Here is a 25706-nt window from a genome sequence, read left to right on the forward strand (position 1 = left end):
CGATCGCTCTGACAGTACGGTACTGGACCGTACTGTTCAAGAGACGCGACCGTACACATCGGTGGCTAGGCGGTTAACCGCTGGTTCTGGTCAGGCCCGGGATGAGGAACCCGTCGACGAGCGCTTGCACGGTGCGACGGTTGGGCGGCCGGTCCGGGATGATGGACCGGAAGATCAGGTAGCCGGGCAACAGGTCCCAGAGCTCGTCGGTGACGACCTCGGCGGAGATCTCTCCCCGGTCGACGGCCTGGCGCAGCACGTGCTGGAGCACGGCCTTGCGCTGCTTGAGGAATTGGTTCTGCAAGACCTCGTTGAGCTTCGGATGGCGCGACACCTCGACCATCACCGCGCGGATGGTGCCGGCGTGCTGCCCGCCCTCCTGGCAGATCGCCTCCCCCAGGTGCAGCAGATCGCCGCGCAGGGTGCCGGTATTGGGCGGGTCCCCAACCAGGCGGACCCCCTCGGTGAAGGCGGCCAGCACCAGTTCGGCCTTCGAGGGCCAGCGGCGATAGACGGTGGCCTTGCTGGCGTGCGCCTCGCCGGCCACCGCGTCCACCGTCAGCTGGTCGTAGCCGTGTTCCTGCAACAACTGCAGGGTCACCGCCAATATCTCGGCCTCGCGCGGCGACCACGGCGAGGCCTGCGGGCACTCGCCGGCGGCCTGGGACATAGCGCCCACCATAGAACCGCTCGGGCTGCGGGGCTATGACCGCGAGCTGAGGGCGCGTTCGATGTCGGCGAGAAGGTCGTCGGTGTCTTCGATGCCCAGCGAGATGCGGGCGAAGCCGTCGGCGACGGCGTCGCCCCAGCGCGCCCTGCGGTCCACCGCGGTGTGCAGGCCGCCGAAGCTGGTCGACGCGATGAGCAACTCGCTGCGCGCCACCAGCGCGTGCACCGCGGCGGCATCGGCGAATTCGACCGACACCAGTGAACCGAAGCGCCGCATCTGCGCGGCCGCGACGGGATGCGACGGATCGTCGGCGAGGCCGGGGTAACGGACCGATCGCGCGGCGGGATGGCCCGCCAGCATCTCGGCGACCGCCTGCGCGTTGCGGCATTGCCGCTCGAATCGCAGTCCGGCGCTGCCGAGGCTGCGCAGCACCAGCCACGCCTCGAAGCCGCCGAGGATCGCGCCGGCCAGCAGGCGCTGGCGTTGCACCGCGGCGATCACCTCGGGCCGGCTGGTGGCGACGTATCCGGCGAGCAGGTCGCTGTGGCCGGACAGGCCCTTGGTGGCGCTGGCGACCACCAGGTCGGCGCCCAACGACAGCGGCTGCTGGCCGAGCGGGGTTGCGGCGGTGTTGTCCACCATCAGCCGCCCGCCGCGACCATGACAGATCGCCGCCAACCGTTGCAGGTCAACGACATCCAGCGCGGGGTTCGTCGGAGTCTCGGCGAGCACCACGTCGGCCTTGTCGGCAGCGTCGTAGATCTGCGAACTGGTCGCCTCGATGACCGTCACACCCGACGGCACCAGGTCTTCGGTGGCGAAGCGGCGCACCTGGTAGTAGCCGTCGGCCGGCACCACCAACGTCGACCCGGGCGTGGCCAGCGCGCGCAGCGCGGCGCCGATGGCCGCCATGCCCGAGCCGAACACCAGCGCGTCGGTCGCCCCTTCGAGCTCCGCGAGCGCCGACTCCAGTTGCCGCCACGTCGGATTGGAGTAGCGGCCGTAGCTGTCCAAGGATTCCGACTCGTCGGCGGACAGGTGATAGGCGCTGGCGAGCACCGCCTGCGGCGCCACCGGCTGACCCGGAATGATGTGGGAATCAACGGCTTTGACGGTTCGGGTGGAGTCGCCGTAACCGGTCACTGCGGCCCCTCGGCCAACAGCGTGCGGAAGCCGTCCTCGTCGAGGATCGGCACCCCGAGCTCGACCGCCTTGTCGTATTTCGATCCGGGCGCGTCCCCCGCAACGACGTAGTCGGTCTTCTTCGACACCGAACCCGAGGCCTTGCCGCCGCGCGCCAGGATCGCCTCCTTGGCCTCGTCGCGGGAGAAGCCGGTCAGCGAACCGGTGACGACGATGGTGAGTCCCTCCAGCGTGCGCGGCGTGCTGGTGTCGCGCTCGTCGGCCATCCGCACACCGGCCGCGCGCCACTTCTCGACGATCGCGCAATGCCAGTCGACGGTGAACCACTCGGTGACCGCGGCGGCGATGGTCGGCCCGACGCCCTCGACCGCGGCCAGCTGTTCCGTCGACGCCTCTTCGATGGCCTTCAGCTCGGCGAATTCCGTTGCCAGCGCCCGTGCTGCGGTCGGACCGACGTGCCGGATCGACAACGCCACCAGCACCCGCCACAGCGGCTGCGACTTGGCCTTGTCCAGGTTGGCCAGCAGCCGCTTGCCGTTGGCCGACACCGCGCCGGCCTTGGTGGTGAACAGCTCGGTGCGCAGCAGGTCATCCTCGGTGATCGAGAACAGGTCTCCCTCGTCGGAGATCACCCCGGCGCCCAGCAGCGCGATGGCGGCCTCGTACCCCAGCGCCTCGATGTCGAAGGCGCCGCGGCCGGCGACGTGAAACACCCGCTCCCGCAACTGCGCCGGGCACGACCGCGAATTCGGGCAGCGGATGTCGGCGTCGCCCTCCTTCGCCGGAGCCAGCTCGGTGCCGCACTCGGGACAGTGTGTGGGCATGACGAATTCGCGTTCGGTGCCGTCGCGCAGGTCGACCACGGGACCCAGCACTTCGGGAATCACGTCGCCCGCCTTGCGGATCACCACGGTGTCGCCGATCAGCACGCCCTTGCGCTTGACCTCGGCGGCGTTGTGCAGCGTGGCCAGTCCCACCGTCGATCCGGACACCGTGACCGGCTCCATGAACGCGAACGGCGTGACGCGCCCGGTGCGTCCGACGTTGACCCGGATGTCGAGCAGTTTGGTCTGCACCTCTTGGGGCGGGTACTTGTAGGCGATCGCCCAGCGCGGCGCCCGCGAGGTGGAGCCCAGCCGGCGTTGCAGCGCCACGTCGTCGACTTTGACTACGACACCGTCGATTTCGTGCTCGACGTCGTGGCGGTGCTCGCCCCAGTAGGCGATGCGGTCCAGCGCGCCGGCCGCGCTCTGGACCCGGGTGGTGTGCTCGGAGACGGGCAGCCCCCAGGCCTTCAGCGCGAGGTAGCCGTCGTGCAGCGTCGCCGGCCGGAAGCCTTCGATGTGCCCGAGCCCGTGGCAGATCATCCGCAGCTTGCGGCGGGCGGTGACGGCCGGGTCCTTCTGCCGAAGCGAGCCCGCGGCGCTGTTGCGCGGATTGGCGAACGGCGCCTTGCCGTCTTCGACCAGCGACGCGTTGAGCGCCTCGAAGTCGGCGACCCGGAAGAACACCTCGCCGCGCACCTCGAGGACGGCGGGTATCGGGTGGCCCTTGGCGGCCGTCAGCTTTTCGGGGACGTCGTCGATGGTGCGCGCGTTGTTCGTGACGTCCTCGCCGGTGCGGCCGTCGCCGCGGGTCGCCGCCCGCACCAGTCGGCCGTCGCGGTAGACCAACGCCAGCGCGACGCCGTCGATCTTGAGCTCGCACAGGTAGGGCACGTCGTTACCGATGTCGGCGCGGATGCGCGCGGCCCATTGGTCGAACTCCTCGGTGCTGAACACGTTGTCCAGCGACAGCATCCGCTCCAGGTGGTCGGCCGAAGTGAAGTCGGTGGCGAACCCGGCGCCGCCGACGAGCTGGGTCGGCGAATCGGGCGTGCGCAGCTCGGGGTGCTCGTCCTCGAGCGCGGCCAGCCGCCGCAGCAGGACGTCGAAGTCCGCGTCGGTGATGATCGGCGCGTCGCGCACGTAGTAGCGAAACTGGTGTTCGCGCACCTCGTCGGCCAGTTCACGCCATTGCCGGCGAACGTCGGCGCCCAAGGGATCGGACACCGTGGGGTCAGCCTCTGGCGAACTCACCCTCGCAGGCTATCGAAGGCGCCCGACAGGCCCTTCAGATGGAGTCCGCGTCTTCAGCGAAGGCCGCGGCGGCCTGGCGCGCCAGCTCGATCGCAATGCGGGCCCACTCCGGGGTCGCCGTCGCCAGGCCGCAGGCCGGGGTGACCCCGATGCGGTCGCGCAGCGCCGAGCGACCGAACCCGAGCCGGTCGGTCACCGCGACGAGCGCCGCGGCCACCTCCTCGACCGACGGCCGCTTGGCCGGGGCTGTCGCGGGGACCACCCCCAGCATGACGGTGCGGCCCGACTCGACGAACGCGGCGATGCCGTCCAGGTCAGCCGCCTTCAGCGTCGCGGCGTCGACCGATAACGCACGAATAGTGCTGCGCTGCAATAGATTCCACGGCAGGCCGGCCGCGCAGCTGTGCACCAGCACGTCGGCGCCCGCGGCAGTGACGCAGGTGTCGAGCAGCGGACCCGCTACCGCCTCGTCGAGCGCGGCGACCGGGCTCAGCGCGGTCACCCCGGTCAGGTGTCCGGCCAGCGCCGCGGGCAGCGACGGCTCGTCGAGCTGCACGACGACGGGTGTGTCGAGCCGGCGGGCCAGCGCCGCGCGATGCGCCCCGACGCCTTCGCCCAGCGACCCCGCCAAGTCACGCAGCGCGCCGGGGTCGGTGATCGCCCGGTGGCCGTTGCCCAGCTCGAGCCCGGCGGCCAGCGTGATCGGGCCGGGGGCCTGCACCTTGACCACCCGCCCGCCGCCGCGCAGGCCGGCCGTTTCCCACGCCTCTTCCAGCGCATCCATGTCCTCGTCGAGGAAGCTGCGGGCGCGGCGGGTCACCGCGCCCGGCCGGGCGGCGATGCGGTAGCCGCGCGGCACCGTGTCGATGGCCACGTCGACCAGCAGCGCCCCGGCGCGGCCGAGCAGGTCGGCGCCCACTCCCCTGGCCGGCAATTCGACGAGGTGTGCGATCGCGTCCGCCAATTCGCCGACGACGACCTCGGCGGCGGCGCGCGCCGAGGTTCCCGGCCACGATCCGGTGCCGGTGGCCTTCGGCAGGACGCCGGCGAAACCGGCCGCGAAATTAGTCACCCGGCAACCGTATTCGACGTCGTGCCGCGGGGGTGGCGCCGCCTCCCGATGTGACCATCGCGACGCGATTACTCTGGAAAGCCCCGGAAAGGTGCATTTCGGTGCGGCACAGAGCCAGATCGACGGCCAGACTGACGCGGCCACTGCTGTTGTGTGGCGTCCTGGCGCTGACGGCGGCGTGCACCCGGGTGGTGGGCGGTGCGGCGGTCCCCGGGTTCGCCGGCGGCGGCAGGGAGGTCAACGGCGTCAACGTCGACACCATCCTGCTGGACCAGTCCCGGATGCGCGCGATCACCGGCACCGGTGAGCATCTGACGATCATTCCCTCGATGGACGGCAACAACCCCGTCGACGTCGACACCCTGGCCGACACCACCCCGCAGGCGTGCCGGTTCATCTTCGCCGAGACCGCCACGTTCGGACCCGATGTCGCGAAGTTCCACAAGACCACGTTCCAGGATCCCCCGGACGGCGCGCTGATATCCGAGGGTGCCGCGGCCTACCGGGACACCGGCACCGCCCGGCACGCGTTTTCGGATCTGGTCGCCACCGTCGGGACGTGCGCCGGCGGGTCGGCGGGCAACCTGTTCGTCGGCGACTGGAAGGCCGACGCCACCTCGCTGCATCTGAGCCCCGGCGGCTGCGGCCGCGACTACCGGGTGGTGTCGGTGACCATGCTGGAGGTCACCTTCTGCGGCTTCCCGCAATCGGTGTCCGACATCGTGCTGACGAACATCACCGCCAACATCCCGAACTAAACGCGCAACAGCCGCCTGGCGCGTGAGGGGTACGCCAGGCGGCTGTGCGGCTCGGGGGCAGCGTGCTGCCGGTCACCAGTGCGACGTGGTGAGCATTTCGAAGTTGGCGTGGCCGCAGTGGATCCACATCGCGACGTGCAGGGCCGTGACGGCCGCCGAGACCGCCAGCGCGGCAATCGCCAGCCCGAATCCGTTCTGCTCGCGGCGCCGCACCTGGTAGAGCCCGACGAGGGCGAGCGCCGCGCTCAGCAGCGGGCTGGCGTACATGCCCATCAGGCTGAGGACGAAGGCTGCGATGGCGATGCCGTTGGTCTGAACGGGGGCTACTGCCCGCACTGCGACGTGGCTGGTGGTCATCTCGGTTAGTTCCTCTCCGCTCGCGGCCCCGGTGGCGTTTAGCGTCAGGGAAATAGTCGGAGATGGGGCTTGGCGGATCCTCAAAGCATTCTTGAAGCGGCCCGAAAATGGATCTGCGGGCCGCTGACCGGCGGAGACTCAGCGCGAGGTGGCGGCGATGGTGGCGCTGCCCAAGACCTCGTCGCCGTCGGCGTCGGGGCGGTAGAGCACCAGCGTCTGGCCGCGCGCCACCCCGCGGATCGGGGCACGCAACCGGACCGCCAGCTCGTCGCCGGTCAGCTCGGCCACCGCGTCGACGGTTTCGCCGTGCGCGCGCACCTGGACCGAGCACTCGATGGGGCCCGCCGGCGCGGCTCCCGCCGTGAAGACCGGCTCGCGCCCGCTCAGCGCGTGCACCTCCAGGTCGGCGGCCTCGCCCACCCGAACGGTGCCCGTCTCGGCGTCGATCGCGGTGACGTAGCGGGGGCCGCCGTCGGGCCCGGGCCCGGCGATGCCGAGGCCCTTGCGCTGGCCGATGGTGAACCCGTGCACCCCGTCGTGGGTGGCCAGCACCGCGCCGTCGGCACCGACCACGCTGCCGCTCCGGACGCCGATGCGCGCCCCCAAAAAGGCGCGGGTGTCACCGGACGGGATGAAGCAGATGTCGTGGCTGTCGGGCTTCTCGGCGACGGCCAGGCCGCGGCGCGCGGCCTCCTCGCGAATCTGCGACTTGGGGGTGTCGCCGATCGGGAAGGTGGCGTGGCGCAGCTGTTCTGCGGTCAGCACGGCCAGCACATAGGACTGGTCCTTGTCGTGATCGACGGCGCGACGCAGCCGCCCGCCGGACAGCCGGGCGTAGTGCCCGGTGGCGACGGTGTCGAAGCCCAGGGCCAGCGCCCGCGCGGACAGCGCCGAGAACTTGATGCGCTGATTGCACCGCACGCACGGGTTGGGGGTTTCCCCGCGTTCGTAGGACGACACGAAGTCGTCGATCACGTCTTCGGCGAATTTCTCCGCGAAATCCCATACGTAGAACGGGATTCCGAGCACATCAGCGACGCGCCGGGCGTCCGACGCATCCTCCTTCGAGCAGCACCCGCGCGAGCCGGTGCGCAGCGTGCCCGGCGCGGTTGACAGCGCCAGGTGCACGCCGACGACGTCGTGTCCGGCGTCGACCATGCGGGCGGCGGCGACCGACGAATCGACGCCGCCGCTCATCGCGGCCAGCACCCTCACCCGGATGCCCCCGCGGCGGCCAGGGTGGCGCGGCGGGCACGCTCCACCGCCGCCGGAAGCACCCGCAACACCTCGTCGACGTCGGCGTCGACGCTGGTGTGCCCCAACGACAATCGCAGCGACCCGCGGGCGGTGGCCGCGTCGGCGCCCATCGCCATCAGCACGTGCGACGGTTGTGGCACGCCGGCGGTGCACGCCGATCCCGTCGAGCACTCAATCCCGTTTGCGTCCAACAACATCAGCAGCGCGTCACCCTCGCAGCCGCGAAAGGTGAAGTGCGCGTTGCTCGGCAGCCGCAGCGGGTCGGCAGCGCCGCTGAGGGCCACGTCGTCGATCTCGGCCAGCACGCCGGCCACCAGGCGATCCCGCAACGCGCGCAGCCGCGCGCTGTTGGCCTCCAGGCCGTCGACGGCGATCCGGGCCGCCGCGGCCATACCGACGGCGCCGGCCACATCGGGTGTGCCGGAACGGATGTCGCGTTCCTGGCCGCCGCCGTGCAGCAGCGGCACACAGGCGACGTCGCGGCGCAGCAGCAGCGCGCCGACCGCAGGCGGACCGCCGAACTTGTGGGCCGCCACGCTCATCGCCGACAGCCCGCTCGCGGTGAAGTCGACGGGCAGCTGCCCCACCGCCTGCACGGCGTCGCTGTGCATCGGCACGCCGAACTCGGCGGCCACGGCGGCCAGCTCGGCCGTCGGCATCACGGTGCCCACCTCGTTGTTGGCCCACATCACCGACACCAGCGCGACGTCGTCGTGGCTCTGCAACACCTCACGCAGCGCGGCGGCCGACACCGACCCGTCGGGCGCGGTGGGCAGCCAGGTCACCTCGGCGCCCTCGTGTTCGACCAGCCAGCTCACCGAGTCCAGCACCGCGTGGTGTTCCACCTCGCTGGTCACGATGCGGCGATGACGCGGCTCGGCGTCGCGCCGGGCCCAGTAGATGCCTTTGACGGCCAGGTTGTCGCTTTCGGTGCCGCCCGCGGTGAACAGCACCTCGGACGGGCGCGCGCTGAGCTTCGCGGCGATCAGTTCGCGGGATTCCTCGATGCGCCGCCGGGCCGCGCGACCGCTGGTGTGCAGCGACGACGCGTTGCCAACCGTGCCGAAAACGGCCGTCATCGCCTCAATGGCGGCCGGGTGCATCGGGGTGGTGGCAGCGTGATCCAGGTAGACCATGTCGCCGTTCACGATACCGGCAGGTTGAAGGCCCCTTAGACCTAGGAGGCCACCAGCACGTGGCGTTCGCTCTGCTGCTTGCCCGGACGCCGCTGCACTCCCACGCCGACCGCCGACTGGCAGCGGCTGGCCAGGTCGCGCCGGTCGGTGCCCGGCAGCTGCAGGGATTCCACGTGCACGTGCGCCAGGGTGCGGCGCGAGCAGATCAACCGGATCATCGCGCCCCACATGGTGTCGTCGCCGACGAAGGCCGGGGCGGTCGAGATGAGCCCGTCGATGTGGTGGTAGGTCAGGCGCAGCGGCTGCACCGGGCGACCGGCGTCGATCGCGGCCTGGAACATCGCCGGATAGAACGATCCGCACGCCACCCCGCACCACGTGGTGCCCTCGGGAAAGGCCACCACGGTCTGGCCCGCGCGCAGCCGATCCGCGACCGTGTCCACCACCCCGGGCAACTGCCGCAGGCTGGACCGCTCGATCGGGATGATGTGCAGCCGGCGCGCCATGCTCTCGCCGAACAGGTCGGCGCGGGCGACGAATTCCGCAGGCAGCACCGACCCGATGGCGAAGACGTCCAGCCAGGACATGTGCGGGCTGACCACCAGGACGCCGCTCAGGTTTCGGATCGGCGCACCCGACACGCTGATCCGGGCGCCGAAGCAGCGCAGCACCGCGCGGCAGTAGAACTGCCGCAGCCGCATCTGGCCGGGCAGCGGCAGCAGGATCAGCGGTACCCCGGGCGCCAGCAGCAGCGCCAGCGCGAGGCGAAGGGTCACCCGCAGCACCACCCGCCACCGCGGCGAGGCGGGGTCCGCCCCTACGCAGCTGCTGTCGCAGGTCGCGCGCGGCAGCCAGGCGTGCCCCGTGGTGCCCGCGACGTTGTTCACTGGCCGCTGCCCGCCATGTCGCCGCTTATTTCCGAGGCCGCCGACACCGACCGCAGGCGTCGCAGGTATCGGGTATCGGCGTGCTTTTTGTCCAGCAGCACGCAGAAGTCGCCGACCCCGAAGTCCGGGTCGTGTGCGGGCTCACCGCAGACCCTGGCGCCCAGCCGCAGGTAGCCGCGCATCAGCGCCGGAATCGCGGGCCGGGCCGGCGCGGCGATCTCGTCGAGCGCCGTCCCGTTCACCACCACCGGCCGGTACGGCGTCACGCGGTACTCCGGCGGCGCGGCGTGCCGGTTCAGGATGAAGTCGCGAACGCCGCGCAGCTGGCTGCCGGGCGCCTGTTCTTCCGGTCCCCCGCCGATCGGGACCGAGACGCACCCGGTCACATGGTCGTAGCCGTAGCGGTCCACGTAGGCCAGGATGCCCGCCCACATCAGCAGCACCACGCCGCCGTTGCGGTGACCGTCGCGCACCACGGCGCGGCCCATCTCCACCAGCGAGGGCCGCAGCGGGTCGAACGCGCTGACATCGAATTCCGTCTCGGTGTAGAGGCCGCCGGCCGCGATGGCGCCCGCGGGCGCCAGCATCCGGTAACACCCCACCAGCTCGCCGGTGTCGTCGTCGCGCACCAGCAGGTGGTCGCAGAACTCGTCGAACCGGTCGACATCGCGGTTTGGGGCACCCGCGGGCAGCGCAAAGCCGGGTGTGCTGGTGAATACGTCGTAGCGGAGCCGCTGGGCGGCCTCCACCAGGCTGGGGTCGGTGGACAGCAGCAGCGAATAGCGCGGGCCAGATGAGCTGGTCGCGGCCCCGTCCGGTTTGTCACTCGGTATCAGGACAGAAGCAATGCTCATGGGAAACAACGTGTCGCAATCGATGTGCTAATCGGCATCGATGCTGTGACGTGTTGGTGCACGACAGATGACGAAATGCGATGAAGAGACCGACGTCACAGGCCGCGACCACGCAAAAGCCCCCGGGCGACGTGCGCGCGGGGGCTTTTGCGTTAAGCGGGGATCTAGCCCTTGCGGGCCTTGACCGCGTCGGTCAGCTGCGGCGCGACCTTGAACAGGTCGCCCACCACGCCGTAGTCCGCGATCTCGAAGATGGGCGCCTCTTCGTCCTTGTTGACCGCGACGATGGTCTTGGACGTCTGCATGCCCGCGCGGTGCTGGATGGCGCCGGAGATGCCCAGCGCGATGTACAGCTGCGGCGACACGGTCTTACCGGTCTGGCCCACCTGGAACTGGCCCGGGTAGTAGCCGGAGTCGACCGCCGCACGCGACGCACCGACGGCCGCACCCAGCGAGTCGGCCAGCTTCTCGACGACCTCGAAGTTCTCCGCGCTGCCGACGCCACGGCCGCCGGAGACCACGATGGTGGCCTCGGTCAGCTCCGGGCGGTCGCCGGCGACGGCGGGCTCGCGGGACGTGATCTTGGTGGCGTTCTCGGCGGGCGCGGGCACCTCTACGGTGACCTCTTCACCCGCGCCGGCCTGCGGCTCGGCGTCGACCGCGCCGGCGCGCACGGTGATGATCGGGGTGTCGCCGTTGGCCTGCGCCTCGACGGTGAACGCACCACCGAAGATGGAGTAGATCGCCTTGTTGCCTTCCTTGACCTCGACCACGTCGACCAGCAGGCCGGACCCGAGACGGGCCGCGAGCCGGCCGGCGATCTCCTTGCCATCGGCGTTTGCGGCCAGCAAAACCGCTGCCGGAGAGGCGGATTCGATCAGCCCGGCCAGCACGTCGACCACAGGGGTGATCAGGTACTTGTCCACGTCGTCGGACTCGGCGACGTAGATCTTGGCGGCGCCGGCCTCCTTCAGGCCGTCGGCCAGCGGCGCGGCGGTGCCGGGGGCGCCGACGACGACGGCGGCCGGCTCGCCCAGCGTGCGGGCGGCGGTGATCAGCTCGGCGGTGACCTTCTTGACGGCACCTTCGGCGTGCTCGACGAGCACCAAAACTTCAGCCATGGGTTATCTCGCTCTTCTCGTGTCTGTCGGTTGCTCGTCTTAGATGATCTTCTGGCCGACCAGGTACTTGGCGATCTCGTTGCCGCCCTCGCCCTCGTCGGTGACCTTCTCACCCGCGGTCTTGGGGGGCTTCGGTGTCGAAGCCAGCACGGTCGAACCGGCGTTGGCCAGGCCGACCTCGTCGGCCTCGACGCCGATCTCGGCCAGGGTCAGCACCGTGACCTCTTTCTTCTTGGCGGCCATGATGCCCTTGAAGGACGGGAAGCGCGGCTCGTTGATCTTCTCGGTGACGCTGACGACCGCAGGCAGCGTGGCCTCCAGCGTGAAGACGCCGTCGTCGGTCTCGCGCTCGCCGGTGACCTTGCCGTCCTCGAGCGACAGCTTGCGCAGGTGGGTCAGCTGGGGCAGGCCCAGGTACTCCGCGATGACGGCCGGAACCGCACCGCCGGTGCCGTCGGTGGCCTCGTTGCCGGCGATGACCAGCTCGGTGCCCTCGATGGTGCCCAGCGCACGCGCCAGCGCCCACCCGGTCTGGATGACGTCCGAGCCGTGCAGGCCGTCATCCTTGAGGTGCACGGCCTTGTCGGCGCCCATGGACAGCGCCTTGCGGATGGCCTCGGTGGCGCGCTCGGGTCCGGCGGTCAGCACGGTGACCGAGCCCTCGCCGCCCTCGCGCTCGCGGATTTGCAGGGCCTCTTCGACGGCGCGCTCGTTGATCTCGTCCAGCACCGCGTCGGCGGCCTCCCGGTCCAGCGTGTAATCGCCGTCGGTCAGCTTGCGCTCGGACCAGGTGTCAGGGACCTGCTTGATCAGGACCACGATGTTCGTCATGAGTGTGGTTCGTCCTCCTTGAAGGAGTCCCGCAGCAGTCGGCAGCGAGACTTTCAGTACGTGTTTCGCAACGCACAATGGTGTTACTGCTCGGTAACTTTGTGCGGTCTGCCCTCACACCATAGCGGGTCGTACTGCAGGTATTTCCGGCATGTCTCCCCCCTGCGAGCGGGGGCTACCCGTTGCACGGTTCGCGAATCGGACACTTCGCGTTAGCCTGCCTATGCAATGAGCGCATTCGTTCCCGACGCCCCCCAGCACTCTCCCGCCGGCACATTGCCGGAGGTTGACGCGGTGTTGACGCTGACGGGCGAGCGCACCATCCCCGGCCTGGACATCGAGAACTACTGGTTCCGCCGCCACGAAGTGGTCTACCAACGACTGGCTAAGCGCTGTGTGGGCCGTGAGGTGCTCGAGGCCGGATGTGGCGAAGGTTACGGCGCGGACCTGATCGCCGACGTCGCCCGCCGGGTGGTCGCGGTCGACTACGACGCCGCCGCGGTGGGCCACGTCCGCGGCCGTTATCCGCGGGTGGAGGTCATGCAGGCCAACCTGGCCGAGCTGCCGCTGCCCGACGCGTCGGTGGACGTGGTAGTGAACTTCCAAGTCATCGAACACCTCTGGGACCAGGGGCAATTCGTGGCCGAGTGCGCCCGGGTGCTGCGGCCGTCGGGCCTGCTGATGATGTCCACGCCCAACCGCATCACCTTCTCGCCGGGCCGCGACACCCCGATCAACCCGTTCCACACCCGCGAGCTCAACGCCCGCGAAATGACCGAACTTCTGGAAGACGCGGGCCTCACCGACGTCTCGATCAGCGGCCTGTTCCACGGCGCGCGCCTGCGCGAGATGGACGCCCGCCACGGCGGCTCCATCATCGACGCGCAGATCGAGCGGGCCGTCACCGACGCGCCCTGGCCGCAGCAGCTGGTCGCCGACGTCGCGGCGGTCACGATCGACGACTTCGACCTGGTCGACGCCGGCGACCGGGAAATTGATGACAGCCTGGACCTCGTCGCCATAGCGGTGCGCCCGTGACGGATTCGGCAAGCCGCGTGCCCGGGATGTTCACCCTGGTGCTGCACACCCACCTGCCGTGGCTGGCCCATCACGGCCGCTGGCCGGTCGGCGAGGAATGGCTCTACCAGTCCTGGGCGGCGGCCTACCTGCCGCTGATGCGGGTGCTGCGCGAGCTGGCCGCCGAGGACCGGCACCGGCTGCTCACCCTCGGCGTCACCCCGGTGGTCAACGCCCAGCTCGACGACCCGTATTGCCTCGACGGCATGCAGCATTGGCTGGCCAACTGGAGGCTGCGCGCGGCCGAAGCCGCCAGCGTGCGCGCCACGCCGGCGTCGAAGTCCGCCGAATACCTGTCTTGCACGCCGGAAGCGTTGCGCGCGTTGGGAATCCGCGAGGGCGCCGAGGCCGACGACGCGCTGGACGACTTCGCCACCGCGTGGCGCCACGGTGGCAGCCCGCTGCTGCGCGGCCTGCTCGATGCGGGCACCGTGGAGTTGCTGGGCGGCCCGCTGGCCCACCCCTTCCAGCCGCTGCTGAACCCGCGGCTGCGCGAATTCGCGCTGCGCGAGGGCCTGGCCGACGCGCAGGCGCGGCTGGCGGCGCGGCCCACCGGCATCTGGGCGCCCGAGTGCGCCTACGCGCCCAGCATGGAGGCCGACTACGCGGCCGCCGGTGTCACGCACTTCATGGTCGACGGCCCCTCGCTGCACGGCGACACCGCGCTGGGCCGGCCGATCGGCGACACCGACGTGGTGGCCTTCGGCCGCGATCTGCAGGTCAGCTACCGGGTGTGGTCGCCGAAGTCCGGCTATCCCGGCCACGCGGCCTACCGCGACTTCCACACCTACGACCACCTGACCGGGCTCAAGCCGGCCCGGGTCACCGGCCGCAGCGTGGGTTCCGAGGCCAAGGCGCCGTATGACCCCGAGCGGGCCGACCGCGCGGTCGACGTCCACGTCGCCGACTTCGTCGAGGTGGTCCGCAACCGGCTGCTCAGCGAGTCCGAGCGCATCGGGCGCCCGGCTCACGTGGTGGCCGCGTTCGACACCGAGCTGTTCGGCCATTGGTGGTACGAGGGACCGACCTGGCTGGCGCGGGTGTTGCGGGCGCTGCCGGCCGCCGGCGTGCGGGTGGGCACCCTGAGCGACGCGCTGGCCGACGGCTTCGTCGGCCAGCCGGTCGCGTTGCCGCCGAGCTCCTGGGGCTCGGGCAAGGACTGGCAGGTGTGGGCCGGCGAGCAGGTGGCCGACCTGGTCCAGCTCAACACCGAGGTCGTCGACACCGCGCTGAGCACCGTCGACAAGGCGCTGGCCAGCGACGGCCCGGTCGCCCGCGACCGCGTCGCCGACCAGATCCTGCGCGAAACCCTGCTCACCGTGTCCAGCGATTGGCCGTTCATGGTCAGCAAGGACTCGGCCGCCGACTACGCCCGTTACCGCGCCCACCTGCACGCGCACGCCACCCGCGAGATCGCCGGGGCGCTGGCCTCGGGCCGGCGCGACACCGCGCAGCGGCTGGCCGAAGGGTGGAACCGCGCCGACGGGCTGTTCGGCGCCCTGGATGCACGAAGGCTGCCCCGATGAGAATTCTGATGGTGTCGTGGGAGTACCCGCCGGTGGTGATCGGCGGGCTCGGCCGGCACGTGCATCACCTGTCGACCGCGCTGGCCGACGCCGGTCACGACGTCGTGGTCCTGTCCCGACGCCCCACGGACACCGACCCGAGCACCCACCCGTCCTCCGACGAGATGGCCGAGGGTGTGCGGGTGGTCGCCGCGGCGCAGGACCCACACGAATTCGCTTTCGGGACAGACATGATGGCCTGGACGCTGGCGATGGGCCATTCGATGATCCGCGCCGGGCTCAACTTGAAGAAGCCGGGCAGCGGGCGGCCGTGGCGCCCCGACGTCGTGCACGCGCACGACTGGCTGGTCGCCCACCCGGCCATCACCCTCGCCCAATTCTATGATGTGCCAATGGTTTCCACGATCCACGCGACCGAGGCCGGCCGGCATTCGGGCTGGGTCTCCGGCGCGATCAGCCGGCAGGTGCACGCGGTCGAGTCGTGGCTGGTGCGCGAATCCGATTCGCTGATCACGTGTTCGGCGTCGATGGGCGACGAGATCACCGAGCTGTTCGGCCCGGGCCTCGCCGGAATCTCGGTGATCCGCAACGGAATCGACCCGGCGCGCTGGCCCTTCGCACCCCGCCGGCCGCGCACCGGCCCCGCCGAGCTGCTCTACGTCGGGCGCCTGGAATACGAGAAGGGTGTGCACGACGCGATCGCCGCGCTGCCGCGGATCAGGCGCACCCACCCGGGCACCACGCTGACCATCGCTGGCACCGGAACCCAGGAAGACTGGCTCGTCGAGCAGGCCCGTAAGCACAAGGTGCTCAAGGCAACTCAGTTCGCCGGGCATTGCGGCCACAACGAGCTGCTGGCGCTGCTGCACCGCGCCGACGCCGCGGTGCTGCCCAGCCACTACGAACCGTTCGGCCTGGCCGCGCTGGAGGCCGCCGCGGCGGGCACCCCGCTGGTGACGTCGAACATCGGCGGCCTGGGCGAGGCGGTGATCAATGGGAAGACCGGTGTGTCATGTGCGCCGCGCGACGTGGCCGGGCTGGCCAACGCGGTGCGCGTCGTGCTCGACGATCCCGACGCGGCCCAGCAGCGTGCCACCGCCGCCCGCGAACGGCTCACCTCAGATTTCGATTGGGAGACGGTGGCCAAGGAGACCGCGCAGGTGTATTTGGCCGCAAAGCGCGGCGAGCGTCAGCAGCAGCCGCGGATGCCCATCGTCGAGCACGCCCTGCCCGGCCGGTAGTCGACGCCGGGGGTTCGAAGCCCGCGGGCCGACCTTAACGATGCAGCGGCGAAATAACGCTCGCGCCCAGCCGAACCAGGCTGGCGGCGATCCCGCGCGGCCGAACGGCCCTGGTCGCGGGCGCCAACTGCGCATCGTCGCCGCGCCCGCCTCGCCGCCGATAGCCGCCCACTTTGCTGAAGCCAGGCACCACCGCACGATCCAAGGCACTGTCCACTAGCCAGCGCATCTCGTCGACAACATCCATTGCCCACCCCGTTCCCCAAAACAGCTTCACTAAGCATGGACCATGACGGCGGTAACGTCGAGAGCATGGGGGTGACTTTTTCCAGCGTGTTGAATGCGCCGCGCGACGAAGTTTTTGCCTGGCATGCTCGACCGGGGGCGTTCAACCGGCTCTCGCCGCCATGGTCGCCGCTGCGCGTGCTGACCGAGGCGACCTCGCTGCGCGACGGGCGCGCCGAACTCGCACTGCCCGGCGGGCTTCGCTGGGTGGCCGATCATCAAGCCGATTCCTACGATCCCCCCCGGCGTTTCGTCGACAGCATCGGCAGCCACGGGCTGGCCTCCCTGCCGGCCCGACTCGCGGTGCGCTGGCGCCACACCCACGATTTCGACGACCTCGGCGATGGCCGGACGCGGGTCACCGACCGGGTTGAGACGCCGGTGCCCGGGGCCGCGCTGCGGCCGATGTTCGTCTATCGGCATCGCCAGTTGGCCGACGACCTGGCCGCGCACAGGCTGGCGGCCGAACACGGCCTGGCGCCGGCCACCGTCGCGGTCACCGGCTCGTCGGGGCTGGTCGGCGCCGCGCTGACGGCGTTTTTGAGCACCGGCGGCCATCGCGTCATCCGGCTGGTCCGCGGGACCGCGCGCGGCGCCGATGAGCGGCAGTGGAATCCCGACGATCCGGACCCTGAGCTGCTCGCCGGCGTCGATGCCGTCATCCACCTGGCCGGCGCCTCGATCGCCGGCCGATTCACCGAACAGCATCGAAACGCCATCTTGGACAGCCGCATTGGGCCCACCCGCCGCCTCGCCGAACTCGTCGCGCGCACCGACGCCGGGCCCGCGGTGCTGATCTGCGCGTCGGCGGTCGGGTTCTACGGGTACGACCGCGGCGACGACACCCTCAACGAGGACAGCGACCGCGGCGAGGGGTTTCTGGCCGACGTCGTCGCGCAGTGGGAGGAGTCGACCGCGCCGGCCGAGCAGGCCGGGGTGCGGGTGGTGCGGATGCGCACCGGCATCGTGCAATCCCCTCGCGGCGGCACGCTGAAGCTGATGCGCCCGTTGTTCAGCGCGGGGCTGGGCGGCCGGCTGGGCGATGGCCGGCAGTGGCTGTCCTGGATCGGCATCGACGACCTGGTCGACGCCTATCACCGCGCCCTGTGGGATGCGTCGCTGTCGGGTCCGGTGAATGCCGTTGCACCGCAACCGGTCCGCAACACCGAATACACCCGCACCCTCGCGCGCGTGCTGCGCCGGCCGGCGGTGCTACCCGTGCCGTCGCTGGCTCCCGCCCTGCTGCTCGGCCAGCAGGGCGCGCGCGAACTCGCGTGCGCCAGCCAGCGGGTGAGCCCCGGCAAGCTCAGCGGGGCCGGGCACCGGTTTCGCCAGCCCGACCTCGACCAGGCCCTGCGCCACCTGCTCGGGCGGGCCCGCTAGAAACGCGGCATTCCCCGCCGGCTCCCCAGGACTGGCGGACCACAATTTCATTCAGTAAGTTAATGTTTAAATTTGTGAAGGGAGAGCAACTCTCTATTGGCTTCCGCGGGAAGCCAGCTGTCCGGTGTTTGTTTTCTCGTCGAAGGGGTACCGCGCGTGAATCCGAGCCGTTCAAGCCAGCGGCTGACCGACCTTGCCAGGGGGGCCTCGGTGGGAGCTCTGCGTGCATTCCCAGGTCTGCGCCTCGCCGAAGTTGTCGACAGCCCAGCGGCGGCACCCACCGCCGGCCAATTCGACACCTGGAAAACGGCTCTGCGTGAACAGGTCCTGTCCCGCGTCGTCGCCTTCGTCACCGCGCGGTGCGCCGACGAACTGGGCGCCTGCGGCGTCGACGTGGCCGGCAACATCCTGAGCGAGTTCGTCGACGGCGGCAAATGCCTGCGCTCGACGTTCATGTACCTGGGGTGGCTGTGCGGCGCACCGGGCAGCGACGCCGCCCTGTCCGCGGCCGCCAGCCTGGAGCTGCTGCACTCGTTCGCGCTGCTGCAGGACGACGTGATGGACGATTCCGCATCGCGGCGCGGCCGCCCAGCAGCCCATCTGCAGTTTGCCGACTGGCATCACCGGCGCGGTCTGTCCGGGTCGTCGCGCCGCTTCGGCGAATCGGCGGCCACCCTGCTCGGCGATCTGTGCTTGATCTGGGCCGAGCAGATGCTGCGCGACAGCGGCCTGGCAGATTCGCACCTGGCGCGCGTCTGGCCGCGCTACGACGCCATGCGCACCGAGCTCGCGGTCGGCCAATTTGCCGATCTGGCAATCGATGTGCGCGACCTGCCCACGCTGGAATCGGTCCTGCAGGTGGCCCGGCTCAAGTCGGGCAATTACACGGTGCGCCGGCCGCTGGAGATCGGTGCCGCGATGGCGGGCTGCACCGAGGAGGTCCTGATCGCCCTTGGCGGTTACGGTTCGGCGATCGGCGAGGCCTTCCAGCTGCGCGACGACATTCTGGGCATCTTCGGCTCCCCCGAGCAAACCGGCAAGCCGAACAGCGGGGACCTGGTCGAGTGCAAGGCCACCAGCGTCGTGGTGGCCGCGCATCAGCTGGCCGATACCTCCACCCGGCGGCAACTGCAGCAGCTGATGACCTGCGAGACGCTTGACGATGCCGCTCTCGAGCACTGGCGATCGCTGATCGTCACCACCGGAGCGGTGCAGCTGATCGAGGACCTCATCGCCGACCGCGTCGAGCAGGCGCGAAAAGCCTTGGATCGCGGCATGTTCGCCCATCCCCTGACCGCCGCGCTGATCGACATGGCCGGCCTGTGCACCCAGCGGGCGGCATGAGCATCCGCACCGTGCCGGGTCGCACCGATCGCGTCGTCGTGGTCGGCGCCGGATTCGCCGGCCTTTCGGCCGCGCTGCAGCTGGCCGGCCGCGGCCGGGAGGTCACCGTGGTGGACCGCAACCCGTGGCCGGGCGGACGGGCCGGCCGCCTCGACATCGACGGGTACCGGATGGACACCGGGCCGACGGTGCTGACGATGCCCGACATCATCGACGAGGCGTTCGCTGCCGTCGGCGAAACCTATTCGCAGCGAATGGAATTGCTGCCGGTGGACCCCGCCTACCGGGCGAAGTTCTCCGACGGCAGCACCATCGACGTGCACAGCGACGCCGACCGGATGGCCGCCGCGGTGCGCGAATTCGCGGGCCCGCACCAGGAGGACGGCTACCGGCGGCTGCGCGACTGGCTGCACAGGCTGTACCGCACCGAGTTCGACGGATTCATCGATGCGAACTTCGACTCGCCGGTGTCGCTGCTCAATGGACGGCTGGCCAGGCTGACGGCCCTCGGCGGGTTCCGCCGCTGGGACACGATGATCAAGCGCCACATCACCGACCCACGGTTGCGGCGGGTCTTCACCTTCCAGTCGCTGTATGCGGGAGTGGCGCCGCAGCAGGCGCTCGCGGTCTACGCGGTGATCGCCTACATGGACACCGTGTCGGGCGTGTTCTTTCCCCGCGGCGGCGTGCGCGCGCTTCCCGACGCGCTGGCCGCGGCCGCCACCGACGCGGGGGTGCGATTCCGCTACTCCTCGGCGGTCACCGGGCTGGAGCGCAGCGGCGAACGGATCACCGCGGTGCGGACCGACCAAGACGAACGCATCGCGTGCGACGCAGTGGTTCTGACGACCGAACTCCCGCAGACCTACCAGCTGCTGGGCCGGCGGCCGCGGCGGGCCCTGCCGCTGCGCGCGGCCCCCTCGGCGGTGGTGCTGCACGTCGGCGCGGGGCCCGTGGGACCGCAAAGCGCGCACCACACCATCCTTTTCGGCGACGAGTGGGATCGGACATTCACCGACATCATCCGCGACGGCAAGCTGATGGCCGACCCGTCGCTGCTGGTGACCCGCCCGACGGCGGGCGACCCGAGCCTGGCACCCGCCGGGCGCGAGCTGCTCTACGTGCTGGCACCGGCCCCCAACCTGAGCCGCCGCGACATCGACTGGCCGCGCATCGGCGACGTGTACGCGCAATCCCTGATCGACGTCGTGCAGGAACGGCTGCTGCCCGGCCTGCGCGACGACGCCCGGCTGCTGCACGTCGACACCCCCGCCGACTGGGCCCGCCAGGGCATGGCGGCGGGTACGCCGTTCGCGCTGGCGCACACCTTCGCCCAGACCGGACCGTTCCGGCCGGCCAACACCGTGCGTGGCATCGACAACGCGGTGCTGGCCGGGTCTTCGACGTTGCCGGGGGTGGGCGTGCCCACCACACTGATCTCGGGCCGCCTGGCCGCCGACCGCATCGCCGGCGCCGTCGACCGGTCGGCCGCGACCGCAACCCTCGACCTGAAAGCCCGATCGCGATGATCCGCACCGAATTGGACGCCGCGGGCATCGCCGATCTGGGCCTGCGCGCGGCGTATCGGCGGTGCCGGCAGATCGCGGCCGAACACGGCCGCACCTACTTCCTGGCCACCCGGCTGCTCGCCCCGGACCAGCGCCCGGCGGTACACGCGCTATACGGCTTCGCCCGGCACGCCGACGACATCCTCGACGAGCTCGATCCGTCCCTCGACGTCGCCGCGCGGGCCGAGCGGCTGCAGCGGCTGTCCGACCGGTTCTTCACCGGCGGCGACGACCGCGACGAGCCCGTGCTTACCGCGGTGCACGACACCGCGCACCGCTATGCGATCGAGACGAATCTGTTCGTCGACTTCCTGGACTCCATGCGCATGGATTTGACGGTCACCGACTATCCGGATCGCGCCGCGCTCAACCGGTACATGCGCGGCTCAGCGGAAGTCATTGGGCTGCAGATGCTTCCGATCCTGGGCACGGTCGGCGGCGCCGACGAGGCCGCCCCGTATGCCGCGGCGCTGGGCCGTGCGTTTCAGCTCACCAACTTCCTGCGCGACATCGACGAGGACCTGACCCGCAACAGGATCTACCTGCCGGCCGACGAACTCGCGGCCCACGGAGTCGACCGGCACCTGATGACCTGGTGTCACCTGCACCGCCGCACCGACCCCCGGGTGCGCGACGCGCTCGCGGCCCAGCACGCGATGACCCGGGACATCTACCGATTCGCCGCCGACGGGATCGCCCTGCTGGCGCCGCGATCGCGGCCCTGTGTGGCCACGGCGCTGACGCTGTACTCCGAGATCCTGGACCGCATCGAGGACTGCGATTTCGCGGTGTTCACGCAGCGCGCCACCGTCGGTACCACGCGTCGACTGCAGGTCGCCAGCGGCGCGCTGCTGCGATCCTGGTGGGCGCGAAGGGGATTCGAGCAGCGACGGGCCGGTGCGGCGTGAGCGAGCGGTGGCAGTACCTCATCGTGCTTGGCTTGTGCCTGGCGATCACCGCGCCGCTGGAGGCCTTCGGTCCCGGCGTCTACCGCCAGCCCCGGCGGGTGATTGGCGCGGTGGCACCCGTCGCGCTGGCGTTCTTGATCTGGGACGCTGTGGCGATCGCGGCGGGCGTGTGGACGTACAACCGCGCCTACATCACCGGCATCCACCTGCCCTTCGCGGTGCCGCTCGAGGAGGTGCTCTTCTTCGTGGTGATCCCGCTGTGCGCCTTGCTGACCTACAACGCGGTGACCGCCATCCTCGAGCGGAGCAGGCGGCGATGACCGGGCTCGGCTACACCCTTCCGGCCGTCGTGGCCGTATTGGCGGTGTTCGCACTCGAATTCGCGCTGCTGCATACCGGGCTGTTCCGGCGGCCGGCCTACTGGCTGTCGATGGTGATCGTGATCGGTTTCCAGATCCCGGTCGACGGCTGGCTGACCAAGCGCAGCGCCCCGGTCGTCATCTACAACCAACGGCACACCAGCGGCGTACGGTTTCCGTTCGACATCCCCATCGAGGACTTCTTGTTCGGCTTCGCGCTGGTGACCGCCGTGCTGCTGCTGTGGGAGCGTCAACGTGCGAGTCGATAAGGCGGGCCTGCCCCGCGCCGATGTGCCGGGCGCCTTCGACGCCGGCGCGATGGCCTACGACCGGCTGGTCGGCGCCAACCCGCGGTATCACGCGAATCTCGCGCTGTCGGCGCGCCGGATGGCGCTGCCCGGGCGGGGGCGGGGGCTGCGGCTGCTCGACGCGGGCTGCGGCACGGGGGCGTCGACGGCCGCGCTGCTGGCCGTAGCCCCCGAGGCCGAGATCGTCGCCGTCGACGCCTCGCGCGGCATGCTCGATGCGGCACACGCGAAGTCGTGGCCGTCGTCGGTCCGATTCGTGCACACTCGCGTCGAAGACCTGAACGAACACGGCATCACCGGACCGTTCGACGCCATCCTGTCCGCGTACCTGCTGCGCAACGTCGCGGACCCCGACCGCCAGCTGCGGGTCTTTCGCGACCTGCTGCGGCCCGGCGGCACGCTCGCGGTGCACGAGTACTCGGTGCGCGATTCGGTTGCGGCGACGCTGGTTTGGCACGCGGTGTGCTGGGGCATCATCATCCCGGCCGGCTGGTGGGGCACCCGGGACACGACGCTGTATCGGCATCTGTGGCGCAGCGTGCTGACGTTCGACGGGGCGGCCGCATTCCGGAGCCGCATTCGCGACGCCGGATTCACCGCGGTGCGCATCGATACCGTGCCCGGCTGGGAACGCAACGTCGTCCACCTGTTCCTGGGGGAGGCGCCGCGATGACCGACTGCCGCCGCCACATTCAGCCGGCCCCAACCGGATTGCCGGACGCCGCCGAGCTGTCCGCGCGCCCACGCGTCGTGGTCGTCGGCGGCGGCATCGCCGGCCTGACCGCCGCGACCGGGCTCGCCGAACGCGGTGTCGCCGTCGACCTTGTCGAGCGCGAGGACTACCTGGGCGGTCGGGTGGGCGGCTGGTCCGAATCCCGCGACGGCACCCGGCTGGCGATGAATCGCGGCTTCCACGCGTTCTTTCGCCAGTACTACAACCTGCGCAACCTGCTGCGGCGGGTCGACCCGGCGCTGCGGATGCTCACGCCCGTCGAGGACTATCCGTTGATCGACGGTGCGGGCCGGCGCGACACCTTCCGCGGATTGCCCCGCACGCCACCGTTCAACGCGCTGGCGTTCGCGTTGCGCAGCCCGACGTTTCGGCTCCGCGACCTGGCTCGCATCCACGCGCGGGCTGCCGCGCCGCTGGCGGCCGTGTCGGTGCCCGACATCTACCGCCGGCTCGACCACATCGATGCCGAAACCTTCCTCAAGAGCATCAATTTTCCCGAGTCGGCCCGTCACCTCGCGTTCGAGGTGTTCTCGCGAAGTTTCTTCGCCGAGCCGGCGCAGCTGTCGGCGGCCGAGCTGGCGACGATGTTCCACATCTATTTCCTCGGCTCCAGCGAGGGGCTGATCTTCGACGTGGCCAACGCGAACTTCGATGTGGCGCTGTGGGATCCGCTGCGCGACTACCTGAGCGACCGGGGTGTTCGGGTGCACCTCGGCACACAGGTGCGGCGCATCGATGCGGAAGCCACGACGGCGTTTCGCGTCCACGTCGATTCGGGCGAGCATTTCGACGCGGACGCCGTGGTGTTGGCCGTGGACGGCGGTGGCCTGCAGCGGGTGGTGGCCGCCTCGCCCGACCTGGGCGACGAACAGTGGCGCTCGCGCATCGGTCAATTGCGCAGCGCGCCACCATTCGTGGTGCACCGGCTGTGGCTGGATCGTCCCGTCGACCCCGACCGGGCCGCGTTTCTCGGCACCGCGGGGCACCCGCCACTCGACAACATCAGCGTGCTCGAACGCTACGAACTGGACGCGCAGGAGTGGGCGCGCCGGCAGGGCGGATCGGTCATCGAATTGCATTCCTATGCAACGAGTTCCGACTATCCCGCGCAAGCCGCGATCGAGCAGCTGCACCGGCTCTACCCCGAAACCACCGCGGCGGAGGTAGTCCACCAGCGGGTGCTGCGCCGCGGCGACTGCCCGCTGTTCGCGCCCGGCACCCATTCGCGCCGCCCGACCGTGGCCACGCCGCAGCCCGGGCTGGTGCTGGCCGGCGACGGTATCCGCGTCGACCTGCCGGTGGCGCTGATGGAGCGCGCCGCCACCACCGGCCTCTGCGCCGCCAACCACCTACTCGCGTCGTGGGGAATTGCCGGCCACGAGCTGTGCACCGTTCCGGTGCGCGGGCGCTCCGCGCTGCTGCGGTCGCTGGCCGAGCACCAAGGGCGGCAACGGTTATGAGCATCCGTGACCGGCTGCGCGCGCGCTGGCCGAAGGACGTCCCGATCGGGGTGTTCCCGCGAATCCCGTGGGCGCAACAGCGCCCGACCTACCGAGACGCCCAGCCCGGCATCATCGACGCCGCCCTGGATCGGGCGCGGCGACGGCCGACCGGAAACTGGTATGTCTTCGCCGCCAGCCGCGAGGTGCGCGCGGGTCGCGCCTTCGGCACCCGCATCGCCGGCGCGGAGCTGGTGGCCTGGCGCGACAAAGACGACCGCCTGCGCGTCGGGCCCGCCCGGTGCCCACACCTGGGCGCCGACCTCGGCACCGGGGTCGTGGACGGCGGCGTCTTGTACTGCCGATGGCACGGGCTCGCGTTCGACGGCCAAACGTGTGACATGCGCTGGAAGCCGTTCCCCTGTCACGACGACGGCGTCCTGGCGTGGGTGCGTCTGGACGCCGCGGGCGGCGAAATGCCGACCGATGAGCCGGTGCTTGCGGCGCGCCCCGGGGACGAAACGCTGGCGGCGGTCTCGCGGGTGGACGGCAGCTGCGAACCAGCCGACGTCATCGCCAACCGGCTCGACCCATGGCACGGCGCATGGTTTCACCCGTACTCGTTCACCCGGCTCGACGTGCTGACCACCCCGACGGAGGACGACGACCGCTTCGTGGTCTCGGTGACCTTCCGGATGGGCCGCTTCGGCGTGCCGGTGATCGCCGAATTCACCACGCCGGAGGCGCGCACCGTCGTCATGCGCATCATCGAGGGCGAGGGCACCGGGAGTGTGGTCGAAACACACGCCACACCAATCGGGCTCGGCCCGGACGGCCGGCCGCGCGTCGCCGTGATCGAGGCGACCATCGCGTCATCGCCCCGCCCGGGATTCAAAGCCGCGCGTCGCGCCGCCCCACTGATCACGCCGATGATGCGCATCGCGGCGACCCGGCTGTGGCGCGACGACTTGGCCTACGCCGAGCGGCGGTACCAGGTCCGCACCGGCGAGGTACCGAGAGGAAGGGGCGAAGACGGTTGACCGACAAAAAGTTCCGCAAGGGCGACAACGTCGAATGGCAAAGCCACGGGACCACCGTCACGGGAACCGTAGAACGCGAAATCACCTCGGACACCGAGGCGGCGGGGCGCACCGTGCGGGCGTCCAAGGACGAACCGCAGTACCAGGTGCGCAGCGACAAGACGGGCGCCGACGCCGTGCACAAGCCGAGCGCGCTGCGAAGTCACAGAGGCTGACGCTCATGCCCGCCGAACCGGACGTAGCTGCCATTATCCGAGATGATTCGCGCGGTCTCGGGTAAGTTCGCTCCTGATCCGCGACCGGGTGTCTTCAACCCTCCGACAAGCGCGCG

General features: G+C 70.6%; 26 protein-coding genes. 14 read left to right on the forward strand and 12 right to left on the reverse strand.

Translation table 11 applies throughout. The features are described from left to right. Nucleotides 1-73: 73 nt before the first annotated feature. Genes MRAB57_RS27705 through MRAB57_RS27720 form a run of 4 tightly spaced genes read right to left on the reverse strand, consistent with a single transcriptional unit; the run spans nucleotide 74 to nucleotide 4963 of the window. Nucleotides 74-682, reverse strand: a complete 609-nt coding sequence (locus MRAB57_RS27705) for a TetR/AcrR family transcriptional regulator (protein ID WP_245836026.1) — start codon at nucleotides 680-682, stop codon at nucleotides 74-76. A gap of 21 nt (nucleotides 683-703) precedes the next feature. Further along, nucleotides 704-1813: a cystathionine gamma-lyase gene (locus MRAB57_RS27710; RefSeq protein ID WP_077090182.1), complete on the reverse strand. Its 1110-nt coding sequence runs from the start codon at nucleotides 1811-1813 to the stop codon at nucleotides 704-706. After that, complete coding sequence (gene ligA, locus MRAB57_RS27715) at nucleotides 1810-3891, reverse strand: NAD-dependent DNA ligase LigA (protein WP_077090183.1); 2082 nt, start codon at nucleotides 3889-3891, stop codon at nucleotides 1810-1812. Before ligA ends, MRAB57_RS27710 begins: the two co-directional genes overlap by 4 nt. A 34-nt stretch (nucleotides 3892-3925) precedes the next feature. After that, complete coding sequence (locus tag MRAB57_RS27720) at nucleotides 3926-4963, reverse strand: uroporphyrinogen decarboxylase/cobalamine-independent methonine synthase family protein (protein WP_077090184.1); 1038 nt, start codon at nucleotides 4961-4963, stop codon at nucleotides 3926-3928. 101 nt (nucleotides 4964-5064) lie between these two features. On the opposite strand from MRAB57_RS27720, the gene MRAB57_RS27725 reads away from it, so the two are divergent. Further along, the gene (locus MRAB57_RS27725) at nucleotides 5065-5721 is read left to right on the forward strand and encodes a sensor domain-containing protein (protein WP_245836028.1); all 657 of its coding nucleotides are present in this window, start codon (nucleotides 5065-5067) and stop codon (nucleotides 5719-5721) included. A gap of 72 nt (nucleotides 5722-5793) precedes the next feature. On the opposite strand, the gene MRAB57_RS27730 is transcribed toward MRAB57_RS27725, so the two are convergent. The 7 genes from MRAB57_RS27730 to MRAB57_RS27760 all read right to left on the reverse strand — a co-directional run bounded on the left by MRAB57_RS27730 (nucleotide 5794) and on the right by MRAB57_RS27760 (nucleotide 12164). Continuing rightward, entirely contained in the window at nucleotides 5794-6078 is a 285-nt protein-coding gene (locus MRAB57_RS27730) for a hypothetical protein (protein WP_077090185.1), read from the reverse strand. A 138-nt stretch (nucleotides 6079-6216) separates the two neighbouring features. Continuing rightward, entirely contained in the window at nucleotides 6217-7293 is a 1077-nt protein-coding gene (gene mnmA / locus MRAB57_RS27735) for a tRNA 2-thiouridine(34) synthase MnmA (RefSeq protein ID WP_108638020.1), read from the reverse strand. Beyond that, complete coding sequence (locus MRAB57_RS27740; protein ID WP_077090921.1) at nucleotides 7290-8471, reverse strand: cysteine desulfurase family protein; 1182 nt, start codon at nucleotides 8469-8471, stop codon at nucleotides 7290-7292. The genes mnmA and MRAB57_RS27740 overlap by 4 nt, the downstream gene beginning before the upstream one ends. Before the next feature lie 41 nt (nucleotides 8472-8512). Further along, entirely contained in the window at nucleotides 8513-9358 is an 846-nt protein-coding gene (locus MRAB57_RS27745) for a lysophospholipid acyltransferase family protein (RefSeq protein ID WP_077090186.1), read from the reverse strand. Beyond that, a complete protein-coding gene (locus MRAB57_RS27750; protein WP_077090187.1) occupies nucleotides 9355-10212 on the reverse strand; it encodes a GNAT family N-acetyltransferase in 858 nt (285 codons plus the stop codon). Before MRAB57_RS27750 ends, MRAB57_RS27745 begins: the two co-directional genes overlap by 4 nt. A gap of 164 nt (nucleotides 10213-10376) precedes the next feature. Beyond that, the gene (locus tag MRAB57_RS27755; protein WP_077090188.1) at nucleotides 10377-11333 is read right to left on the reverse strand and encodes an electron transfer flavoprotein subunit alpha/FixB family protein; all 957 of its coding nucleotides are present in this window, start codon (nucleotides 11331-11333) and stop codon (nucleotides 10377-10379) included. Between the two features lie 39 nt (nucleotides 11334-11372). After that, the gene (locus tag MRAB57_RS27760; protein WP_077090189.1) at nucleotides 11373-12164 is read right to left on the reverse strand and encodes an electron transfer flavoprotein subunit beta/FixA family protein; all 792 of its coding nucleotides are present in this window, start codon (nucleotides 12162-12164) and stop codon (nucleotides 11373-11375) included. A gap of 228 nt (nucleotides 12165-12392) precedes the next feature. On the opposite strand from MRAB57_RS27760, the gene MRAB57_RS27765 reads away from it, so the two are divergent. Genes MRAB57_RS27765 through MRAB57_RS27775 form a run of 3 tightly spaced genes read left to right on the forward strand, consistent with a single transcriptional unit; the run spans nucleotide 12393 to nucleotide 16008 of the window. Then, a complete protein-coding gene (locus MRAB57_RS27765; RefSeq protein WP_077090190.1) occupies nucleotides 12393-13202 on the forward strand; it encodes a class I SAM-dependent methyltransferase in 810 nt (269 codons plus the stop codon). Beyond that, entirely contained in the window at nucleotides 13199-14767 is a 1569-nt protein-coding gene (locus MRAB57_RS27770; protein ID WP_108638021.1) for a 1,4-alpha-glucan branching protein domain-containing protein, read from the forward strand. Before MRAB57_RS27765 ends, MRAB57_RS27770 begins: the two co-directional genes overlap by 4 nt. After that, nucleotides 14764-16008, forward strand: a complete 1245-nt coding sequence (locus MRAB57_RS27775) for a glycosyltransferase family 4 protein (RefSeq protein ID WP_077090192.1) — start codon at nucleotides 14764-14766, stop codon at nucleotides 16006-16008. Before MRAB57_RS27770 ends, MRAB57_RS27775 begins: the two co-directional genes overlap by 4 nt. Before the next feature lie 34 nt (nucleotides 16009-16042). Here the strand turns inward: MRAB57_RS27775 and MRAB57_RS27780 are convergent, their stop codons facing one another. Beyond that, nucleotides 16043-16255 (reverse strand): hypothetical protein, encoded by a 213-nt coding sequence (locus MRAB57_RS27780; RefSeq protein ID WP_077090193.1) that lies wholly within the window; start codon nucleotides 16253-16255, stop codon nucleotides 16043-16045. Nucleotides 16256-16320: 65 nt separating this feature from the next. On the opposite strand from MRAB57_RS27780, the gene MRAB57_RS27785 reads away from it, so the two are divergent. From MRAB57_RS27785 to MRAB57_RS27830, 10 genes are all read left to right on the forward strand, one after another. Next, nucleotides 16321-17676 carry a TIGR01777 family oxidoreductase gene (locus MRAB57_RS27785; RefSeq protein WP_077090922.1) on the forward strand — a complete coding sequence of 452 codons (1356 nt, stop codon included), beginning with the start codon at nucleotides 16321-16323 and terminating at the stop codon, nucleotides 17674-17676. A gap of 237 nt (nucleotides 17677-17913) precedes the next feature. Next, nucleotides 17914-19020, forward strand: coding sequence for a polyprenyl synthetase family protein (locus MRAB57_RS27790; RefSeq protein WP_425436830.1), 1107 nt, complete (start codon nucleotides 17914-17916; stop codon nucleotides 19018-19020). Beyond that, a complete protein-coding gene (gene crtI, locus MRAB57_RS27795; RefSeq protein ID WP_077090194.1) occupies nucleotides 19017-20549 on the forward strand; it encodes a phytoene desaturase family protein in 1533 nt (510 codons plus the stop codon). Before MRAB57_RS27790 ends, crtI begins: the two co-directional genes overlap by 4 nt. Beyond that, the gene (locus MRAB57_RS27800; protein WP_077090195.1) at nucleotides 20546-21496 is read left to right on the forward strand and encodes a phytoene/squalene synthase family protein; all 951 of its coding nucleotides are present in this window, start codon (nucleotides 20546-20548) and stop codon (nucleotides 21494-21496) included. Before crtI ends, MRAB57_RS27800 begins: the two co-directional genes overlap by 4 nt. Beyond that, complete coding sequence (locus MRAB57_RS27805) at nucleotides 21493-21816, forward strand: lycopene cyclase domain-containing protein (protein WP_077090196.1); 324 nt, start codon at nucleotides 21493-21495, stop codon at nucleotides 21814-21816. Before MRAB57_RS27800 ends, MRAB57_RS27805 begins: the two co-directional genes overlap by 4 nt. After that, on the forward strand, nucleotides 21813-22124 hold the full coding sequence (locus MRAB57_RS27810; RefSeq protein WP_077090197.1) for a lycopene cyclase domain-containing protein: 312 nt from the start codon (nucleotides 21813-21815) through the stop codon (nucleotides 22122-22124). Before MRAB57_RS27805 ends, MRAB57_RS27810 begins: the two co-directional genes overlap by 4 nt. Beyond that, nucleotides 22111-22836 (forward strand): class I SAM-dependent methyltransferase, encoded by a 726-nt coding sequence (locus MRAB57_RS27815; protein ID WP_077090198.1) that lies wholly within the window; start codon nucleotides 22111-22113, stop codon nucleotides 22834-22836. Before MRAB57_RS27810 ends, MRAB57_RS27815 begins: the two co-directional genes overlap by 14 nt. Continuing rightward, nucleotides 22833-24356, forward strand: a complete 1524-nt coding sequence (locus tag MRAB57_RS27820; RefSeq protein ID WP_077090199.1) for a hydroxysqualene dehydroxylase — start codon at nucleotides 22833-22835, stop codon at nucleotides 24354-24356. The genes MRAB57_RS27815 and MRAB57_RS27820 overlap by 4 nt, the downstream gene beginning before the upstream one ends. Next, a complete protein-coding gene (locus MRAB57_RS27825) occupies nucleotides 24353-25375 on the forward strand; it encodes a DUF5914 domain-containing protein (RefSeq protein ID WP_077090200.1) in 1023 nt (340 codons plus the stop codon). The genes MRAB57_RS27820 and MRAB57_RS27825 overlap by 4 nt, the downstream gene beginning before the upstream one ends. Then, on the forward strand, nucleotides 25372-25590 hold the full coding sequence (locus MRAB57_RS27830; protein ID WP_077090201.1) for a hypervirulence associated TUDOR domain-containing protein: 219 nt from the start codon (nucleotides 25372-25374) through the stop codon (nucleotides 25588-25590). The genes MRAB57_RS27825 and MRAB57_RS27830 overlap by 4 nt, the downstream gene beginning before the upstream one ends. The last annotated feature ends 116 nt before the right edge of the window (nucleotides 25591-25706 follow it).

The sequence above is a fragment of the Mycobacterium rhizamassiliense genome, assembly GCF_900157375.1.
In the GTDB taxonomy this organism is placed as follows: Bacteria; Actinomycetota; Actinomycetes; order Mycobacteriales; family Mycobacteriaceae; genus Mycobacterium; species Mycobacterium rhizamassiliense.

What these genes read in the sequence shown, in the direction of transcription:
- MRAB57_RS27705 (WP_245836026.1), bottom strand. Translation starts at nt 682, where the DNA reads ATGGTGGGCGCTATGTCCCAGGCCGCCGGCGAGTGCCCGCAGGCCTCG.
- MRAB57_RS27730 (WP_077090185.1), bottom strand. Translation starts at nt 6,078, where the DNA reads ATGACCACCAGCCACGTCGCAGTGCGGGCAGTAGCCCCCGTTCAGACC.
- MRAB57_RS27740 (WP_077090921.1), bottom strand. Translation starts at nt 8,471, where the DNA reads ATGGTCTACCTGGATCACGCTGCCACCACCCCGATGCACCCGGCCGCC.
- MRAB57_RS27750 (WP_077090187.1), bottom strand. Translation starts at nt 10,212, where the DNA reads ATGAGCATTGCTTCTGTCCTGATACCGAGTGACAAACCGGACGGGGCC.
- MRAB57_RS27755 (WP_077090188.1), bottom strand. Translation starts at nt 11,333, where the DNA reads ATGGCTGAAGTTTTGGTGCTCGTCGAGCACGCCGAAGGTGCCGTCAAG.
- MRAB57_RS27760 (WP_077090189.1), bottom strand. Translation starts at nt 12,164, where the DNA reads ATGACGAACATCGTGGTCCTGATCAAGCAGGTCCCTGACACCTGGTCC.
- MRAB57_RS27765 (WP_077090190.1), top strand. Translation starts at nt 12,393, where the DNA reads ATGAGCGCATTCGTTCCCGACGCCCCCCAGCACTCTCCCGCCGGCACA.
- MRAB57_RS27775 (WP_077090192.1), top strand. Translation starts at nt 14,764, where the DNA reads ATGAGAATTCTGATGGTGTCGTGGGAGTACCCGCCGGTGGTGATCGGC.
- MRAB57_RS27780 (WP_077090193.1), bottom strand. Translation starts at nt 16,255, where the DNA reads ATGGATGTTGTCGACGAGATGCGCTGGCTAGTGGACAGTGCCTTGGAT.
- MRAB57_RS27785 (WP_077090922.1), top strand. Translation starts at nt 16,321, where the DNA reads ATGGGGGTGACTTTTTCCAGCGTGTTGAATGCGCCGCGCGACGAAGTT.
- crtI (WP_077090194.1), top strand. Translation starts at nt 19,017, where the DNA reads ATGAGCATCCGCACCGTGCCGGGTCGCACCGATCGCGTCGTCGTGGTC.
- MRAB57_RS27800 (WP_077090195.1), top strand. Translation starts at nt 20,546, where the DNA reads ATGATCCGCACCGAATTGGACGCCGCGGGCATCGCCGATCTGGGCCTG.
- MRAB57_RS27810 (WP_077090197.1), top strand. Translation starts at nt 21,813, where the DNA reads ATGACCGGGCTCGGCTACACCCTTCCGGCCGTCGTGGCCGTATTGGCG.
- MRAB57_RS27820 (WP_077090199.1), top strand. Translation starts at nt 22,833, where the DNA reads ATGACCGACTGCCGCCGCCACATTCAGCCGGCCCCAACCGGATTGCCG.
- MRAB57_RS27825 (WP_077090200.1), top strand. Translation starts at nt 24,353, where the DNA reads ATGAGCATCCGTGACCGGCTGCGCGCGCGCTGGCCGAAGGACGTCCCG.